We start from the raw sequence: 16,576 nt of genomic DNA, 5'->3' as shown, positions 1-16,576 counted from the left end.
GTAACAAATACTTTGCAGTATCAAAACTTTGCGAGCCTGCTCCTTGAGCTTTCATCACTCAACTTGCCACAGTGAGCGGCCTGATGTCAAACCAAACCTGAGCCGAGCAGACTCAACTTTCTGTCTGCCATATGCAGCGCATAGGGCGCGAAAATTATTCCCGACCCGCGCACCTGTGACGCGCCACACGCAGCTGCTATACCCTTCTAGCGGCCCACAGTGTGCCCTACGATTGAGGCATGTCGCATTACTCTGCAGCTCACCCCCTGATCATCGGGATTGACGGCCGCTCCGGCTCTGGAAAAACCGTCCTGTCGAAAGTCCTGGCCGAAAATCTCTCCGCCGATTACGAGGTCACCGTGCTGCGGCTCGAGAACCTCTATCCCGGGTGGCAGGGATTACAGGCCGGGATGGAAACGTTCAGTCGTGACGTCCTCCCGAAATTAGCCGCAGGCGAAACCGCGACGTATCAGACCTGGGATTGGCATGCCGACGACCAGCCCGACGGCGGCCCCGGGCCAGAAGTGACCACGAAACCAACCGAGGTCATCATTTGCGAGGGGGTCGGAGTCGGTGCCCGAGCCAACCGCGAGCTGCTGGATGTGCTCATTTGGTTGCGCGTGCCCGATCAGGTGCGGCATGACCGGGCGATGTCGCGCGATGGCGACAGCTATCGGGGGAAGTGGGACACCTGGGCGGCCCAAGAACGTCGGATGCTGGATCAAGACCAGATTTATGACGCGGCAGACCTTGTCCTGGTGGCCGATGAGCCCGACGAACGGCATCACACCTCGGCCTTGGCCGTGGTCAAGGCGTTATTGGGCGTGGATCGCAGCGTGACGGGCCCGTCGGAATCCGATTAATTATTGCAGCGCCGAGGTCAGCCGGAAGACATTATCGAGCCAGCGCTTATATCGCGGGCGCGCCAGCCAATCTTTGAGCATCAGGTGCTCGCATTTGTCCTGGTACATGTCGATGATCGCATCGAGTTTGGCGACCTCTTCGGCACCCACGACCATGACGGTCAGCTCCGAGTTGAGTGAAAACGACCGCATATCCATATTGGATGAGCCAAACACCGCAACATCGTCGTCGATGGTAAACATTTTGGAGTGCAAGACGTCCGGATCCGGGTAGCGATAAATGTGGATGCCGGCCCGCAACAGTTGCTCATAATAGGACTGTTGGGCGTGCTGAACCGCCATCTGGTCTGCGCGCCGGACCACCAGCACTTCCACGCGCACCCCGCGCTGGGCCGCTGTGGTCAGGGCGTAGAGCATTGAATCGTCGGGTACCAAATACGGAGTGACCACGCGGATGGTGTGCTGCGCGGCGTAAAACAAATGGTTGAAGGCCCGCAGATTATTCTCTTGCGAAAACCCCGGACCCGATGGGAGCAGCTGGGCCGCTGGTCCTTCGTGGTCCTCAATTTCGTCTTCGGTCACATCGCGCAGTTCGTGGTGCAGTTGTAACCCGGTTTCCGAAAACCAATCGGTGGCAAACACGACGTCCAGGGACGCGACGGTCGGGCCTTCCACGCGGGCCATCATGTCCACCCAGTGTCGGTTGAGCCGGTGTGCCGAGGGACGTTTATACCCGGGTTCGATGAGATTGATCGATCCGGTATACCCCACCAGCCCGTCGACCACGATCATTTTGCGGTGGTTCCGTAAATCGGGGCGCTGGTACTCGCCGCGCCAAGGTCGGACCGGCATCAACCGGTAATACTCAATGCCATCGGCGTCCAGCCGTTTCAGCAGGTGCCGGTAGCCTTTGACCCGGGCGGTGCCGATATGGTCAAACAGCAACCGGACCTTCACCCCGCGTTGGACGGCCCGAGCCATTGCATCCAAGACTAAATCAGCGTAGCCGGGCCGGTGTTTGGGGTCGGTGCCGATGATGTAAAACATCACGTTGACATAGTTGGTGGCCCGATCAATATCGGCGGCCATGCGTTCGAAGGTGCGCCGGTAGTCGGTGAGATACTCAAAGGTGTTGCCGTCCAGCATCGGAAAGCCCGTCAGCCGGCGAGTTAATTTCGAACTGGCGGCCACATAATCCGGGGCGGCACCGACTTGGTCGGGCAGATCAAGGTGGGCCGTGGCACGCCGCAGTTCTGAATTTACCGCGACCTGACGCGAGCGGCGCTGACCACCTAGCCGGTGCGAACCCAATAAGAGGAACACCAATAACCCGGGAATCGGGAAGAAGAAAATAATCAGCAGCCACGCCATCGCAACCGCGGGGCGTCGATTTCCCGGCACAATACCCAGCAGGGCAATACGGATGGCCATATCGGCGCTGGTAAATAACACCCGCACCCAGAATGGAAAATCCGCGAAATCTGCCACCGACGAAATCATGCCCACCAGTCTAAGCGAACGTGCCACAAGAGCCGTCAAATTCGCTGGTCATCATAGAAATTATCCGATGGCGCCTGCGTCCGATACTGTAAGAGAGGGGCGCCTGAAGTGTCCGGATAACTGCAATACGCGAGGGTGAATATGGCAAAGCTTTTGTATCGGTTGGGACTCAGCTCAGCGAGGCGGCCTTTTGCGGTGATCTTTACCTGGCTGGTGCTGCTGGCCATCGCCGCGGGTTCGTTCCTCACCTTCGGCGGGACCCTGGTGTCGACCGTGGATATCCCGGGCACCCCGACCGCACGAACCACCGATCGGCTCCAAGAAGAGTTCCCCGAGGCCGCACGTGGGACCGGTAACGTGGTCTTTCAGACCCAAGACGGCAGCTCCTTCACCGACGAACAGCGCGCCCAGATCGAAGACGTGCTTGATGATGCGCGAGGCGTGGCGGGTGTCGAAGATGTGGTCAATCCCTTTGAGACCGACGCCGAGCTGACCGATCAGCAACAGCAGCTGCAAGACGGACGGACAGAACTCGAGGACGCGCGCGAGCAGTTAGATGCCGCGCCCGAACAATTGAGCCAAGCCGAAGATGAACTGGCCGCTGCCGAAGCAGATTTGGATGCGGCCCAAGAACAACTAGACGCCGGCCGTCAGCAGGCGCTGGATGCCGGCATGCCCGAAGCCGCCGTCGACCAGCAATTCGCGCCCCAACAAGCCCAGTTGGATGCCGCACGAGAAGAACTCGAGGCAGGCCGCGCAGAACTTGAACAAGAACAGGCCAACTACGAAGAGGGCCGCACCGAAGTGGCCGAAGGCGAAGAACTCTTAGACCTCGGCGAACGGCTCATGGCCTCCACCAATGACTACTCCCTGGTGTCCGACGACGAGTCGGCAGCGGTCGCCACCGTCCAGTTCGTGGACCAGGACATGGATGTCACCCCCGAGATTCGACAGGCACTGATCGCCACCCTGACCGATGCTGACATCGATGGTATTGAAGTTCTGCCGTCGCAAGAACTGTCGATGGCCGTGCCCGATGTGTTGGGCTGGGCTGAAGTCGTCGGCCTGGTGGTGGCCGGCATTGTCCTGGTGATCATGTTGGGGACCTTCATCACCGCCGGGCTGCCCCTGCTCAACGCCCTGGTGGGTGTCGGGGTGGGCGCCCTGGCGGCCATGGCGTTCTCCTCGGTCGTGGAGATGAGCTCGGTGACCCCTGTGTTGGGCGTGATGCTCGGGTTGGCCGTGGGCATCGACTACGCGCTGTTTATTGTGCACCGGCACCGCACCCAGCTCAAAGCCGGGATGCCACTGCACCAGTCCATTGCGATGGCGAATGGCACCTCCGGCAACGCGGTGGTGTTTGCCGGGTCCACCGTGGTCATCGCCCTGCTGGCGTTGAACCTCACCGGAATCCCCTTCTTAGGACTAATGGGAACCGTCGGCGGGTTCGTCGTCATCATCGCCGTGCTGGTGGCCATCACCCTGACCCCGGCAATGCTGTCCCTGTTAGGCCGTCGCGCACTATCCAAGCGCGAGCGCATCGCACTGGCCGACCGAACCCAGCGCGCCGCACCGACCAAGCCCCTGAAACCGATGTCCAACGCGCGGGCCATCCTCACCGCAGTCGCGACCATCGCCGTCTTGGCCATCATCGCCATCCCGGTATTCTCGATGCGACTCGGTATCCCGGACGGTTCTGCAGAGTCTCCCGAGTCCACCGAGTACCAGGCGTATGCCGCCCAGTCCGACAACTTTGGGCCCGGTTTCAACGCCCCGATTGTTGCGGTCGCAGATATTCCGGCCGACCTCGACGAGGCCGAGTTATTGGAAACCACCGCGGCCCAGGCCGAACAGATTGCCGAGTTGGACCAGGTGGCACATGTGGTGCCGGTTGGGGAAAACGACGCGGGCGATCTGCTGATGTTTCAAATCATCCCCACCCAGGACGCGAACCACGAGTCCACCGTAAATCTCGTCTATGAACTGCGTGACCTCGAGCCTGCCGGTGAAGTCACGAATTTGGCACTGGCCGGGCAGGCGACCGGCGTCATTGACATCTCCGATGCGCTAGCCGAGGTACTGCCCCTGTACCTGGGGGTCGTGGTCGGGCTGTCGCTGCTGATCATGGTGATCGTGTTCCGCTCGCTGGTGGTCCCACTGATTGCCTCGGGCGGCTTCGTCTTATCCGTGGGAGCCGCCATGGGTGCGGTGGTCGCGATCTACCAGTGGGGTTGGCTGGGTGAAGCCTTTATGGTGCACAACCCGGCACCGGTGCTGTCGTTTCTCCCCACCATTATGATCGGCGTGCTCTTCGGGCTGGCAATGGATTACCAGTTATTTATCTCTTCGGGGATGCGCGAAGCGTACGCGCACGGTACCGAAGCCCGCCTGGCCGTCCAAAAGGGCTTCGTTCAGGGCCGTGCCGTCGTGGCCGCCGCCGCCATCATTATGGTCTCGGTCTTCGGTGGGTTCGTCTACGCCGACGACCCCTACATTCGGCCGATCGGCTTCGGGCTGGCCATCGGGGTCCTCTTCGACGCGTTCTTAGTCCGCCTCCTCATGGTGCCCGCCCTGATGCACCTGTTGGGCCGGCACGCCTGGTACCTGCCCAAGTGGTTGGACCGCATCCTGCCGAATGTCGACGTCGAAGGTGCCGCCCTGACGCAAGCTGAACCGGACGCTGCTGCCGGTCGGGACGAAACGCGCACCGAATCGCCCGTTCCAACAACCACCCGCAACGTCTAAGCTGGAAGAAGTCAACCCGCGAGAAAGGCAAACCCATGAATGACATGATGCAACGTCTCCTGCGCACCGGAGTCTCCATTGGCGCCGGTTTTGTCGCCACCAAAGCTGTCGAAGCGATTTGGAAAGCTGCCACCGGCGACGACGAAGCCCCAAACACCGACGACGATCAAGCCACCCTGTTGCGCGTCGTAACCTTCGCAACGATCTCGGCCGGCGTCTCAGCGCTACTCGAGGTCGGTTCGCAGCGTCTGGTCTCCAAAGCCGTGAACAAACAATCGAATAAACAGCCCAAACAGTTGGGTCGCTCCGAGGTTTAAACGCAAGCTTCCTATGCTGCAGCGTCGATGCACTCGGCGCTGCAGCACTGTTTTAACCGACAGCTGTGAGGGCGGGTAGCAGACCTACCAGAACGCCCGCGCCGTTTCGGTCTCCTGGGCGATCTCGGTGAGCCCAGCATCCACCACCCGCACCGGATGATCCGCTTGCGCCCACTGATCAGGCGTAGGCACCTGGACTCGGACCCGGAACTCATCGGCTCGCCAGGATTCAAGCACGGCGCGTGCGTGGGCGTCGTCGTCAGCGCTGGCAATGAGCCGTTCATAGGCCAGCTGTCCCGCATGACCCACCTGTGCAGCGGCCTTCCCGGTGGACAGCTCGACGTCAGGGTTCAGTTCGATGGTGACCACCGCATCGTCCTGAGTCGAAGCATGAAGCCGGGGTAGCTCGGTGCCGCCAACTTGTAATTTCTTCAACTGTGGCGGCAAGGGTGCGACCGGACCCGGTACGAACGCTCGGACCGCAGCGCTACCAGATGCGACCGTGACACCATCGAGGGCTTGGACATCGTCCCAGCGTTTATTTTCCGCACGCCGTGCCACCTTCCGAATCCACCCGGCCCGCCAGTGCGCGACCGCCTCGGCCCAGGCGCCATCGACACTTGTGGTGCGCGGATCGTCCAACAACCCCACCACCGCGCTGGCAGCAGCTTCCAACACATCAATATGGTTGGCGGGATGTTGTTTATCGCGTTGGATGACCAACTGCATGGCCCAAGGGTGCTCGTGATCGGGCCGATCGGGACGTGAAACCGGATGACTCATACGGTCTACTCTAGCCATCGCGGCGTCACCGGGATCTAGGGTGGACACATGAACATATTGCCCGACGACTGGAGAACCTGGCGCCGACAATCCCCCTTGAATGGTCGCCGTCCTACCAAAACCGAACTCGCCGATGCGGCCGAGCAACAGCTGCGCTTGGATGATCTGCTGCCCTACCCCAACGACGCCGACAACGCCGGACTGTTGCGCTTGCTGATCGTCGGGACCAATCCCAGTCCGTGGGCGGCTGCCGTTCAGGCGCCCTTTGCGCGCCCGGGCAACCGGTTCTGGAAATCGTTACACGCCGGCGGTATCACCCCCACCCTGGTGAATGATTCCAACGGGTTAGACCACGAGGATGAGCGGATGATCGCCGAACGAGGCATCGGCTTGACCAATATTGTGTCGCGTCCAACCTCGCGGTCTTCTGAACTGTCGCGCGATGAATTGCAGGCCGGCTGCGACCGACTGGTCCAGCGGGTGCGAGTGTTAGAGCCGAAGGTCGTGGCCTTCACCGGGATCACCGCGTTCCGAACAGCTTTCCAAAAACCCGCGGCCGTGTTGGGCCTGCAAGATACGACCGATCTTGACGGCTGGCCCGCGGAAACCCAACTTTGGGTGGTGCCGGATCCCAGCGGTCTCAACGCTCACGAATCCGTTGCGTCCCTGGGCGAGAAGTGGGCCGAGGTCTGGGCCGCTGCCACCCGTTAGACTGGCCCCAAAACCCGCACACGATGTACTCCAAGACCGTGCTCCAAGGGAGGTCCGATGAACACTACCGACCGAACCATTTTGCTCACCGGTGCAACCAGTGGCTTAGGCCGTGCCGTTGCCGACACGCTCGCCAACCAGGACGTCCGGCTGATTCTGCACGGCAGAGACTCCGAACGGTTGGCGACCGTGGCCAGCGAACTCGCCGATGCTCCGGCCCAGATTGAGCTGGTGCAAGCTGATCTGAGCGACCTGAACCAGGTGATGCGGTTGGCCGATGACGTCGCTGAGCTGACCGATCATCTAGATGTGCTGGTCCATAATGCAGGCGTGGGAAAAGGGGCAGACGATACCCGCGAACTCTCCGCCGATGGGTATGAGCTGCGGTTGGCGGTGAACCACCTGGCCCCGTTTGCGCTGACCCAGCGGCTATTGCCCCTGCTTGAGATCGGAGCACCGAGTCGGATAGTCAATGTCGCCTCCGGGGCACAGCAGCCGATCGATTTCGCCGACCCCCATCTGGAGCACGGCTATTCGGGCAACCGGGCCTATGCGCAGAGTAAGTTTGCGATGGTCACTTTCGGGTTTGCCCTGGCCAAGACCCTGTTGTCCGATGTGGTGACCGTTAACAGCTTGCACCCGGCCACGTTGATGCCCACGCGGATGGTCAAAGAAGGCTACGGGCGCACAGTCGATGATTTGGACACGGGAGTCGACGCGGTGCTCAACCTCATCAACAACCCCGGGCTCGACGGGACCACGGGCCAATATTTCTCCATCCAGCAGCCGGCTGCTGCCCACCGTGAAACCTATGAAACCGAAACCCAACGACGGCTATGGCAGCTCAGCGAAGAGCTCACCGGGGTCCAATACTAACGGCGGTCTTGGTGCGGGTGTTGGCGCTGTTGTTGCTCCGCATCGGCCCGGTCTTGGGCTTGCACCGCCTGGGCGAGATCATCGACGGCAATATGGGCCGGATCGAGGTGGTGTGAGCGATAGGTTGCCCGACCGACCATGTGTGCTGACACCGGCGCGGTGATCAGTTGGGCCAGCCAGGCGACAATGAGCACCGGGATCACCGCCCAGGTTTCCAACGCGAAACCCAGCCCGGCCAACGCCAGCAAAAGCCCCAGCACTTGGGGTTTGGTTGACGCGTGCATGCGCGACAGTACATCGGGAAAGCGCAGCAGACCGAATCCCGCGACCGCGGACAGTAGCGTCCCCAACACCAGAAGGATGGCCGCAACGATCTCCATCCACGAGTCATAGGTGAGTTCCATTAGAGCTCACCGCCTGTTGGAGCGTGTTGCGGTTCGGGCTCGGATTGGTTGGCGTGTGCGCCTTCTACGGTGAACCGCGCCAACGTGGTCGAGGACAGGAACCCGATGAGCGACGCGGCGACCACCACGACGATGAAGTGGGTGTGCTCGTTGAGCGCCATCCAAACGGTCAGTCCCGAGGAGAACACGATCAAAATGACATCGAGGGCGATCGCGCGGTCCAGCAGAGCCGGGCCGCGGATGATCCGGTAGAGGGCACCCAGTGCACCAAATGCCAGAAACGCCAGGCTTATCCAGCCCGCCAAGGCCATCACACTCATGAATTCTCCTCCGTCTCGGCGATCTCGATGGGCACCTCAAGTTCGGAATGCCGACGGATGACCCCATCACCGGCTCGATCCTCGGCCTTGACCAAGGCGTAGTCTCGCTTGGAACCGAAGCCACGAATCATCTGGGCCTCGATGTCCAGGGATTCTACGCGGAAGGCTTCGGCCGCATCCTCGTCGGGGACGTCGATGACGTGCAAAAACAGGGTCGAGCTGGGACGGTCAACGTCAATGACCAAGGAACCGGGAATCAGCGCATAGACGTGGCCCACGAGCGTGAGCAGTAAGTCGTCTTGGGTGCGCAGTTTGACCGCGACCACGGAGTTGATCACTTTCGGACCCGGTTTAATCGATTTGACCGCAACATCCCAGGTGGCAGCGACAATTTTCCACAGGAAATACAGCGCGAATTTCAGCGAATGGAACACGTTGAACCGGTCGGCGAATGGGACCGGTGGCAACGGTAACGCCAACATCACGGCGACACTAAATATGATGCCCAGCACGATGGTTGGCAATGTGATGTCTTGCCAGAGCGCCACCCAAATGAACGTCAGCGCGACCACCATGGGCCATTGCGACCGTCGGGTTCGTTTATCCTCAATGGACGATGGCGCATCTTCGTGGTCGGTGCGCCGGTTGGCTGGGGTATGCGTCACGAGTCGTCGCCTCCTTCCGAACCTTGAGCCGAGCCGGCACCGTCAGATCCGGTGATCCCCCAGGCTTCTAACTGGTCGGCTTCCAGCTGCGCTTCTTGGGCGGCTTCTTCGCCCAGTACCGCCTCAATATACGGGGTGCGGCGGATCATGTCATCGGCGGCTTCGTTGGCAAAATCGAAGAGCGGACCGGCCACGATGGTTAACGCGACCCCCACCCCAACGAGGGCAACGGTTGGCGCGACCAGCCCCGGGGAGTCCTGGCGCAACGGTTTTCTGCCGTTCTCGGCACGTTTGGCTTCTTCCATCCCGCGCATGGCGGGATCTTCGGCGTCCTCGATGGGGCGCCAGAACACTCGGGTCCACACGCGCATCATAACGATCAGTGTGAGCAGCGATGTCAGGATGGACGCTGCGACCATGACCCACGCCAATGGTGACCCGTTCACCACGCCACCTTCGACCAAACCGACCTTGCCGATAAACCCGGAAAACGGTGGGATGCCGCCCAGGTTGAGCGCCGGGACGAGAAAGAGCACGGCCACCAGCGGCGAGATCTTTGCCATCGAACCCAGGCGTTCGACATTTGCCGAACCGGTGCGGTATTCAATGAGTCCGGTGACCAAAAACAGGGAGGTTTGAATGGTGATGTGGTGGACAACGTAGAACACCGTCGCCGTCAGACCGATATGGTTTGCGACCGCAACACCGAAAAGCATGTAGCCGATGTGGGACACCAGGGTAAACGACAGCACACGTTTGATGTCGAACTGCACCAGGGCGCCCAAGATGCCAACGATCATCGTCAGCCCGGAGATCACCAATAAGAGCGTATTGACCCGGTCACCGGGGAACAGCAAGGTCTCGGTCCGGATGATCGCATACACCCCGACTTTGGTCAGCAACCCCGCAAACACGGCGGTCACCGGTGCCGGTGCGGTCGGATAGGAGTCCGGTAACCAGAACGACAGCGGGAACACCGCGGCCTTAATACCGAACCCGACCAGCAGCATCAGATGTAATACCTGTTGTAAGTCCGGGTCGAGGTCGCCCATTTTGAGCGCGACGTCCGCCATGTTGACGGTACCGGTTGCACCGTAGATCATCGCGATGGCGATCAAAAAGATGACTGAGGAGACCACCGAGACGACCACGTAGGTCACCCCGGCTCGCACACGGGGCCCGGTTCCCCCGATCGTCAGGAGCACGTAGGAGGCGACGAGCAGGATTTCGAATCCGACGTAGAGGTTGAACAGATCCCCCGCTAGGAACGCGTTGGAGACGCCTGCGGTCAAGATTAGGAACGTGGGATGGAAGATCGAAACGGGTTGCTGCGGTGATTCGTCGCTTCCGACGCCCTGGGCCGAGGAAAACAGCAGCACCAGCATGACTACGATCGAGGAGATCACCAGCATCAGGGCCGAGAACCGGTCAACGACCAGGGAAATGCCAATCGGGGCTTCCCATCCACCCATCAGCACGGATTCGGCACCACCGTGGACCCACACATCAGCCAGCAGCCAGATCTCCAGAGCCAGGGTCACCGCCAGGGTGGTGAGGGTGACGACAATCTGGCTGACGGGTTTGCGTACCAGCGTGAAAGCGATCGCTGCCCCCAAGATGGGCAGCAGCACCGATAGTGGCGCCAGAGATACTACAGAGAACTCAGTCACCAGCGCTCACCATCTTTCGGATCATTACCCGGCACCGCTGGGTCGTCTGGGGTGGTGAGTTCGTAGTAAATATTGGGGTCCTCATGGTCTTCGAGGAATTCGGATTCTTCCGTAGCGATGTCAGCGTCATCTTCGGCGTCGTAGGCTGGCTGTTCGGCAACCTGGACGTCCTCGATATCCACCTGGACCTCGTCGCGACGAGCAAGCACCCAGGAACGGTAAATCAGCGCCAGCAAGAACGCGGTCACGGCGAAACCGATCACAATGGAGGTCAAGGTCAGTGCTTGCGGTAGGGGGTCGAAGTATTCTTCATCGGCCACGCCATCGGTGACGATCGGCGGGAACCCAGCCGGTCCGGCCATGATGATGATCAACAGGTTGGCCGCGTTGGTGAACATCATGATCCCGAACAGGATCCGGGTTAGGGTCCGGTCCATCAATAGGTAGATCGCGGCCGCAAACATCACGCCCATGATGAGCAACAGGATGGCATCAATGGTCACTGCGTCCTCCTGCCTGCGCGCTGGCTCGAGCAGCGGCCATGCGCTGTTCAGCTTCCGCGCGGTCACGGGTTTCTATTTCATAGCGCCGGTCGACTTCCGAACCCAGGGAGCGCAGCACATCGATAACTAATCCGATGACCACCAAGTAGACCCCGATGTCAAAGACCATGGCCGAGGCAAAGTGTACGTGGCCGAAAAACGGTAAGAGCACTTCGACATCGTAGGCCTGGAAGACCTGGCCGCCAAAGAACAGCGGGACAACCCCGGCAAGAGCTGCAATCGCCAGGCCCGAGCCCAAAATAATCCCAGCGGGGATCTTGATCGCTTGTTCGAGCTCGAATCGGCCACCGGCCACATACCGGATCGCAAAGGCGATACCCGCCAGCAGCCCCCCGGCGAAGCCTCCACCGGGGAGGTTGTGCCCGGCGATGAGCAAGTACACCGAGACCAGGATGATCGCGTGGAAGATCAGGCGGGTGATGACTTCGAAAATAATCGAACGCCGCTCGGGCGCCAGCGTCGCGCCGGCGACAATCCAGGGCTGGCGCTGGACCTTGAAGAAGTTCGCGAAACTTTTGACTTCGGCCTCGTTGAGCGGAATTTCGGCGACGCGGTATGCACCCACCGTACCGGCGGCTATCTCACTGGCAGTTTTGCGGCGTTTCTCCCGTTCGGCGATAAATACCAAGGATGCGACACCCGTGGCTGCTGCGGCCAGCACTGTAATTTCGCCAAAAGTATCCCAGGCACGCATATCGACCAGGGTGACGTTGACGATGTTCGTCCCGCCGCCTTCGCTATACGACAGGTCTGGCATGGCCAAGGAGATCGGATCTGCGGTCCGCGAGGCCATCACGGTGGCACCGACCCACATCATGATGAAACCAAAAGCGATCGCCAATAAGGCCCGCGCCCACTGGTTGTCGTGTTTCTCGTGCACCTTGGGGATGTCCGGGGGCAGCACGCGCAACCCGAGCACCATCGCAACGGTCAACACCGATTCGACCAGGAGCTGGGTGAGCGCCAGGTCCGGTGACCCTTGGATCGCAAAGATCGCGGCCAGACCGTAGCCGGTCGTGGAGACTAACAGCACCGCCCAAAAACGTCGTTTGGCGCGAATGGCGGCGATGGCGGCCATGATCATCACCACGGCAACCAGCAAGTGCACCGGATGACCGGTGAGCATCCAGTCGCCAAAGAAGGCGGCATTCGGTAGTGAGATCGTGGTCGTATCCGCGTTGGTCGGGAACAACATGATGGCCAACGGCGCTATCACGGTCACCGCTAAAATGATGTACAGGTAGAACGAGAGGTCACCGCGCTGGGTACGACCGGTTATCCAGATCGCCGCATCGTCTAACCGCGCCATTCCCGCGCGATAGACTCGCGACATATCGATCCAGGTGGGCACAGCTTCTTGCGCCTCGTACACCTGGCGGCGCAATACAAACAGCAGCAAGCCCGTCAGAATAATCCCAATGGACAGCCCAAGCACCAGGTTGAAACCATGCCATAACGCAAGTGGTTGGATGTATTCCCCGTCGATGAGTGGGAAGGTTTGGCTGTAACCATACGGGAGCGCTCCGACCCAGCCTGGCACCAGGGCCGCCACAATACCGGCTGCCGACAGCGCACCGGCTGGGATCATGCCCAGACGACCAAAGCCTCGCAGCGCGGGGGTGGCAGGGACGTCGACGAGTTCGCCTCCGGCCACGATCTTTTTGGTGGCAAATGCGGCCCACATGAAGCGTGCTGTGTAGGCCACGGTCAGCACCGAACCCAGCACGACGACGACCAGCGGTGCCCAGCTCCAGACTGCGCCCCAGAAGTTTGGTCCGGCGGCCAGGAAGGTGTCACTGCGCCACAGGGCCCAATCCAGGGAGGCTTGCATAACGGTTTCTTTGCCGATGAACCCGAACAGGGGTGGCACGCCAGCCATTGAGAGTGAGGCGATGGCGGCGATCCAAAACAGTGCCGGGTGGGATTTTCGCAGACCCGAGAGCTTATGCAAGTCTCGAGTTCCGGTGATTTTGTCGATGGCACCGACGACCATGAACAGGGGCGCTTTGAATAACGAGTGCGCCAGCAGCATGGTCAGCCCGGCAATCGCCCCGCTGGCTGTGCCAAGCCCGTTGGCGATCATCAAAAAGCCCAGTTGCGATACCGTCCCGTAGGCCAGGATCAGTTTGATGTCGTTCTGGCGCAGGGCACGCCAGCCGCCCAGCAGCATCGTCCACATGCCCACGCCTAAGACCAAGACCTGCCAGACGGTTTCCCCGGCGAAGGCCGGTGCGAAGCGGGCAACAAGGTAGATACCGGCTTTGACCATCGCTGCGGCGTGGAGATAGGCCGAGACGGGAGTCGGAGCGGCCATAGCGGCCGGGAGCCAGAAGTGGAAGGGAACTTGGGCAGACTTGGTCGTCGCGCCAAGCAGGATGAGAGCAATGGCCCAGGTGATGTAAGCGCCGGCGTAGTCTCCGGTGAGTAAATCGGCTCCTTGAGCCACGATTTCTGAAATACGGTATGTACCGGCCGCATGGCCGAACATCACCAGGCCGATGAGCATCCCGAGGCCACCAAATGTGGTGACGATGAGCGCCGTCATGGCTGACCGGCGGGCAAAGATGCGGTGGGCTTGGTACCCGATCATCAGAAACGACAGGATCGAGGTGATTTCCCAAAACACGTAGAGCACCAGCAGATCGTCGGTGACGACCAAACCGAACATGGCCCCGGCAAACGCCATGAACTGAGCTGCAAAAGAGCCCAAACGAGGTTCATCGGCGACGAAGTAGCGCGCACAATAGACCAATACGGCTGCCCCGACGCCCAACACGATGAGGCCGAGAAATGCGCTGAGGGTGTCTAGGCGGAACGATAATTGGATGCCGAGAAACGGGATCCAGTCCCAGGTTTGCACGAGGTTGGAATCATGATTATCGGCGGCGGCACCCGAGGCGAGCAGCTCCTCGGAGGCAAGAACTTTCGGTAGCTGGGTGGCTAACCAGATGAAACCGGCTGTAGGTACCGCTGCAAGAAGCAGGAAGCCCGAACGTCCCGTTTTGTGAATAATCAGGGGCGCGACGAGCGCAACCAGAAAGAGTGCAAGCAGCACAATCAGCACGGTTGCCTCCGTGAGGTCTAGGGGACGGTCACCTGCTTAACCTTACATAGTGACGACCACCTTCTGTACACGGCTGGCTGAATCATACACGGCAACCCATCCCGCTTTAGGCTGGTTTTATCTGTTCTAGTTGGTTTTATCCCGACCTAATTGGATCTAAAACATTACCTAAATCACTTCTGTGTTACTCAAGAGTCGTCTGGGCACGTTGGCGATATCCTGACGGCACCGGGCCCGGAGGGAGTGACACAGCCAGATCGTGGGGCGCAGATACGGGAACACGGGGCGGCGGCTCGTTACGGTGAGCTCAGCACCACAACAGCTGAGTCAGGCAATAACGGGGGGCTTACCGTTCAATAACTGAGCGGTGGAAATTCAAGTGCGACTTCGACGCCGTGGGACCCCGTTGATTCTGGTACCGGTTGAGGTTTGGACCGGTTCCGTAGGGATGTTCTGAAGCCGACGTTAGAGCGAAAAAGGCCATTTGTCCGATTTTTGAACCCGGCCAAAGTTTGATGGGCAGCGTGGACATGTTCGATAGTTCTAAGGTGATGTGCCCAGAGAATCCCGGATCAATGAACCCCGCGGTGGAGTGGGTTAGCAGACCGAGTCGACCCAGGGATGATTTACCCTCGAGCCGGGCCGCAACATCAGCAGCTAAGGTGACCTGCTCGTAGGTGGACCCGAGAACGAACTCACCGGGGTGAAGAATGAACGGCTGATCCGGTTCGACTTCCACCATGCGTGTTAACCCGGACTGCTCTTCGGCGGGGTCAATGAATGGATAGTTGTGGTTGTCGAACAAGCGGAAGAATCGGTCCAGACGAACATCGACACTGGCTGGTTGCACCATGGCCGTATCTAGAGGGTCCAGGCCGATCCGCCCAGATTCCAACGATTGTTTAATATCTCGATCCGATAAAAGCACAGCTTAACGGTATCGCACTCCGCATCGGTCGCATCCATTGTGGCGCTTGTCCGACTATCGTGTGCGGTCCTCGCCTAGAAGATCAGGGCCTTTTCGTCGGGGAAGTCGAGTTGTTCGTCTAAATTCGGGGCGATCTCCAGGTAGGACGGCTGCCCATCGTCGACAAACAACATGACGATCCCATCCGAAACGAAGGCCTCCAAGATAACTTGAGACCGCCCAGCCGCAACCGGCTTGTCGTCGATGAGCAGCTGGAATGAAGGGCATTTGCCGCAATCGCAGGGCTCTCCAGCGCTGATACGGTCCACCATTTCATGGAGTCCTGCTCGCCAATCCTGCCAGGCTTGCTGCGTTTCGAAGTGGTCGGGGTCTGTTGCTTTTGCACTGGTAATCATGGCGCTGATCAGCTGTCGTTCTGCCTCCGTGAGTGACCTTGCCATCACCGCTCCCCTTCTCTAAGTGCAACGGATAGGGTTATACCTCTTGTTGTAGTGCATCTAACATTTCCTGGGCAAGGTCCGCTGGGTCGTCTTGTCCTGGTTTGGTCCCAATGAACCGTGGGCGAAGCACATGCACATCGACGATTTCCGGGTCGTATTCGCGTTGAATTTGCCGAGCAAGACTGTCGACTACCATCTTTGCGGTTGCATAGGCACCACCTTTGGCAAAGCGCTTCTCTACGGCGGTTGCGGAAGTTAGCACGATTCGACCTCCACCATTGGCCTGCCAGTGCGGCAGGATCCGGGAAAGCACTTTCGTTGTGGGATAGACATTCATGTCGAGCATTTGCTGCAAGTATTCGGTAAATCCGTCCGCGCCGATCCCGTCGTCGTTGGTAAAGCCGCCGTTGAGGAACACGGCGCCACGGAGTGTCCGACCATGGCGCAACGCCGTGGCGACCAACGAATCAATGAACTCGGCGTCATCTAGGGAGCCCACCATCACGGAAACATGCTCATGGTCAAAGGGTGCCCCGGATGTCTCGGAGCGCGCAAACACCACGAGATGGTACCCGGCATCTACCAGGATCGGCAGGACCTGACGACCGAGGTTGCCGGTGCCTCCCAGGATGATCAATGACTCTGGAACCTTATCCGACATGGCCGATCCTTCCCTTGCCCCAACACTGTAGTTGCGCTTAAGAATAACAAAGCCCCCTGTGCGGGG

General features: G+C 60.0%; 16 protein-coding genes. 5 read left to right on the top strand and 11 right to left on the bottom strand.

All coding sequences use genetic code 11. The features are described from left to right. The first annotated feature begins 239 nt into the window (after positions 1-239). The gene (locus J2S62_RS02590) at positions 240-863 is read left to right on the top strand and encodes a nucleoside/nucleotide kinase family protein (protein ID WP_310171052.1); all 624 of its coding nucleotides are present in this window, start codon (positions 240-242) and stop codon (positions 861-863) included. Here the strand turns inward: J2S62_RS02590 and cls are convergent, their stop codons facing one another. Next, positions 864-2,363 carry a cardiolipin synthase gene (cls, locus tag J2S62_RS02585; RefSeq protein WP_310171048.1) on the bottom strand — a complete coding sequence of 500 codons (1,500 nt, stop codon included), beginning with the start codon at positions 2,361-2,363 and terminating at the stop codon, positions 864-866. 141 nt (positions 2,364-2,504) lie between these two features. On the opposite strand from cls, the gene J2S62_RS02580 reads away from it, so the two are divergent. Both J2S62_RS02580 and J2S62_RS02575 read left to right on the top strand, forming a co-directional pair. After that, on the top strand, positions 2,505-5,108 hold the full coding sequence (locus J2S62_RS02580; RefSeq protein ID WP_310171045.1) for an MMPL family transporter: 2,604 nt from the start codon (positions 2,505-2,507) through the stop codon (positions 5,106-5,108). 44 nt (positions 5,109-5,152) lie between these two features. After that, positions 5,153-5,425: a DUF4235 domain-containing protein gene (locus J2S62_RS02575; protein ID WP_310171043.1), complete on the top strand. Its 273-nt coding sequence runs from the start codon at positions 5,153-5,155 to the stop codon at positions 5,423-5,425. A gap of 84 nt (positions 5,426-5,509) precedes the next feature. On the opposite strand, the gene J2S62_RS02570 is transcribed toward J2S62_RS02575, so the two are convergent. Then, complete coding sequence (locus J2S62_RS02570; RefSeq protein ID WP_310171041.1) at positions 5,510-6,208, bottom strand: peptidyl-tRNA hydrolase; 699 nt, start codon at positions 6,206-6,208, stop codon at positions 5,510-5,512. Between the two features lie 48 nt (positions 6,209-6,256). Between J2S62_RS02570 and J2S62_RS02565 the strand changes: the two genes are divergently transcribed. Further along, positions 6,257-6,919: a mismatch-specific DNA-glycosylase gene (locus J2S62_RS02565; RefSeq protein WP_310171038.1), complete on the top strand. Its 663-nt coding sequence runs from the start codon at positions 6,257-6,259 to the stop codon at positions 6,917-6,919. Positions 6,920-6,976: 57 nt separating this feature from the next. Then, positions 6,977-7,795, top strand: a complete 819-nt coding sequence (locus J2S62_RS02560) for an SDR family NAD(P)-dependent oxidoreductase (RefSeq protein WP_310171035.1) — start codon at positions 6,977-6,979, stop codon at positions 7,793-7,795. Here the strand turns inward: J2S62_RS02560 and mnhG are convergent. The 9 genes from mnhG to J2S62_RS02515 form a co-directional block, all read right to left on the bottom strand. Then, positions 7,792-8,199 (bottom strand): monovalent cation/H(+) antiporter subunit G, encoded by a 408-nt coding sequence (mnhG, locus tag J2S62_RS02555; protein WP_310171030.1) that lies wholly within the window; start codon positions 8,197-8,199, stop codon positions 7,792-7,794. The genes J2S62_RS02560 and mnhG overlap by 4 nt on opposite strands. Further along, positions 8,199-8,519 carry a monovalent cation/H+ antiporter complex subunit F gene (locus J2S62_RS02550; RefSeq protein ID WP_310171029.1) on the bottom strand — a complete coding sequence of 107 codons (321 nt, stop codon included), beginning with the start codon at positions 8,517-8,519 and terminating at the stop codon, positions 8,199-8,201. The genes mnhG and J2S62_RS02550 overlap by 1 nt, the downstream gene beginning before the upstream one ends. Next, positions 8,516-9,184 (bottom strand): Na+/H+ antiporter subunit E, encoded by a 669-nt coding sequence (locus tag J2S62_RS02545; RefSeq protein ID WP_310171027.1) that lies wholly within the window; start codon positions 9,182-9,184, stop codon positions 8,516-8,518. The genes J2S62_RS02550 and J2S62_RS02545 overlap by 4 nt, the downstream gene beginning before the upstream one ends. Beyond that, positions 9,181-10,854 carry a Na+/H+ antiporter subunit D gene (locus tag J2S62_RS02540; protein WP_310171025.1) on the bottom strand — a complete coding sequence of 558 codons (1,674 nt, stop codon included), beginning with the start codon at positions 10,852-10,854 and terminating at the stop codon, positions 9,181-9,183. The genes J2S62_RS02545 and J2S62_RS02540 overlap by 4 nt, the downstream gene beginning before the upstream one ends. Beyond that, entirely contained in the window at positions 10,851-11,357 is a 507-nt protein-coding gene (locus J2S62_RS02535) for a Na(+)/H(+) antiporter subunit C (protein ID WP_310171023.1), read from the bottom strand. Before J2S62_RS02535 ends, J2S62_RS02540 begins: the two co-directional genes overlap by 4 nt. After that, entirely contained in the window at positions 11,347-14,481 is a 3,135-nt protein-coding gene (locus J2S62_RS02530; protein WP_310171021.1) for a Na+/H+ antiporter subunit A, read from the bottom strand. Before J2S62_RS02530 ends, J2S62_RS02535 begins: the two co-directional genes overlap by 11 nt. Before the next feature lie 346 nt (positions 14,482-14,827). Then, positions 14,828-15,409, bottom strand: a complete 582-nt coding sequence (gene dcd, locus J2S62_RS02525) for a dCTP deaminase (RefSeq protein WP_310171018.1) — start codon at positions 15,407-15,409, stop codon at positions 14,828-14,830. A gap of 74 nt (positions 15,410-15,483) precedes the next feature. Further along, positions 15,484-15,849 (bottom strand): hypothetical protein, encoded by a 366-nt coding sequence (locus tag J2S62_RS02520; protein ID WP_310171016.1) that lies wholly within the window; start codon positions 15,847-15,849, stop codon positions 15,484-15,486. 34 nt (positions 15,850-15,883) lie between these two features. After that, a complete protein-coding gene (locus J2S62_RS02515) occupies positions 15,884-16,510 on the bottom strand; it encodes an SDR family oxidoreductase (protein WP_310171014.1) in 627 nt (208 codons plus the stop codon). Positions 16,511-16,576: the final 66 nt, after the last annotated feature.

It is taken from the genome of Enteractinococcus fodinae (assembly GCF_031458395.1).
Taxonomy (GTDB): Bacteria; Actinomycetota; Actinomycetes; order Actinomycetales; family Micrococcaceae; genus Yaniella; species Yaniella fodinae.
The sequence above is the reverse complement of the archived record's forward strand: the minus strand, read 5'-3'. Positions and strand labels throughout refer to the sequence as shown.

What these genes read in the sequence shown, in the direction of transcription:
- J2S62_RS02590 (WP_310171052.1), top strand. Translation starts at nt 240, where the DNA reads ATGTCGCATTACTCTGCAGCTCACCCCCTGATCATCGGGATTGACGGC.
- cls (WP_310171048.1), bottom strand. Translation starts at nt 2,363, where the DNA reads ATGATTTCGTCGGTGGCAGATTTCGCGGATTTTCCATTCTGGGTGCGG.
- J2S62_RS02580 (WP_310171045.1), top strand. Translation starts at nt 2,505, where the DNA reads ATGGCAAAGCTTTTGTATCGGTTGGGACTCAGCTCAGCGAGGCGGCCT.
- J2S62_RS02575 (WP_310171043.1), top strand. Translation starts at nt 5,153, where the DNA reads ATGATGCAACGTCTCCTGCGCACCGGAGTCTCCATTGGCGCCGGTTTT.
- J2S62_RS02570 (WP_310171041.1), bottom strand. Translation starts at nt 6,208, where the DNA reads ATGAGTCATCCGGTTTCACGTCCCGATCGGCCCGATCACGAGCACCCT.
- J2S62_RS02565 (WP_310171038.1), top strand. Translation starts at nt 6,257, where the DNA reads ATGAACATATTGCCCGACGACTGGAGAACCTGGCGCCGACAATCCCCC.
- J2S62_RS02560 (WP_310171035.1), top strand. Translation starts at nt 6,977, where the DNA reads ATGAACACTACCGACCGAACCATTTTGCTCACCGGTGCAACCAGTGGC.
- mnhG (WP_310171030.1), bottom strand. Translation starts at nt 8,199, where the DNA reads ATGGAACTCACCTATGACTCGTGGATGGAGATCGTTGCGGCCATCCTT.
- J2S62_RS02550 (WP_310171029.1), bottom strand. Translation starts at nt 8,519, where the DNA reads ATGAGTGTGATGGCCTTGGCGGGCTGGATAAGCCTGGCGTTTCTGGCA.
- J2S62_RS02520 (WP_310171016.1), bottom strand. Translation starts at nt 15,849, where the DNA reads ATGGCAAGGTCACTCACGGAGGCAGAACGACAGCTGATCAGCGCCATG.
- J2S62_RS02515 (WP_310171014.1), bottom strand. Translation starts at nt 16,510, where the DNA reads ATGTCGGATAAGGTTCCAGAGTCATTGATCATCCTGGGAGGCACCGGC.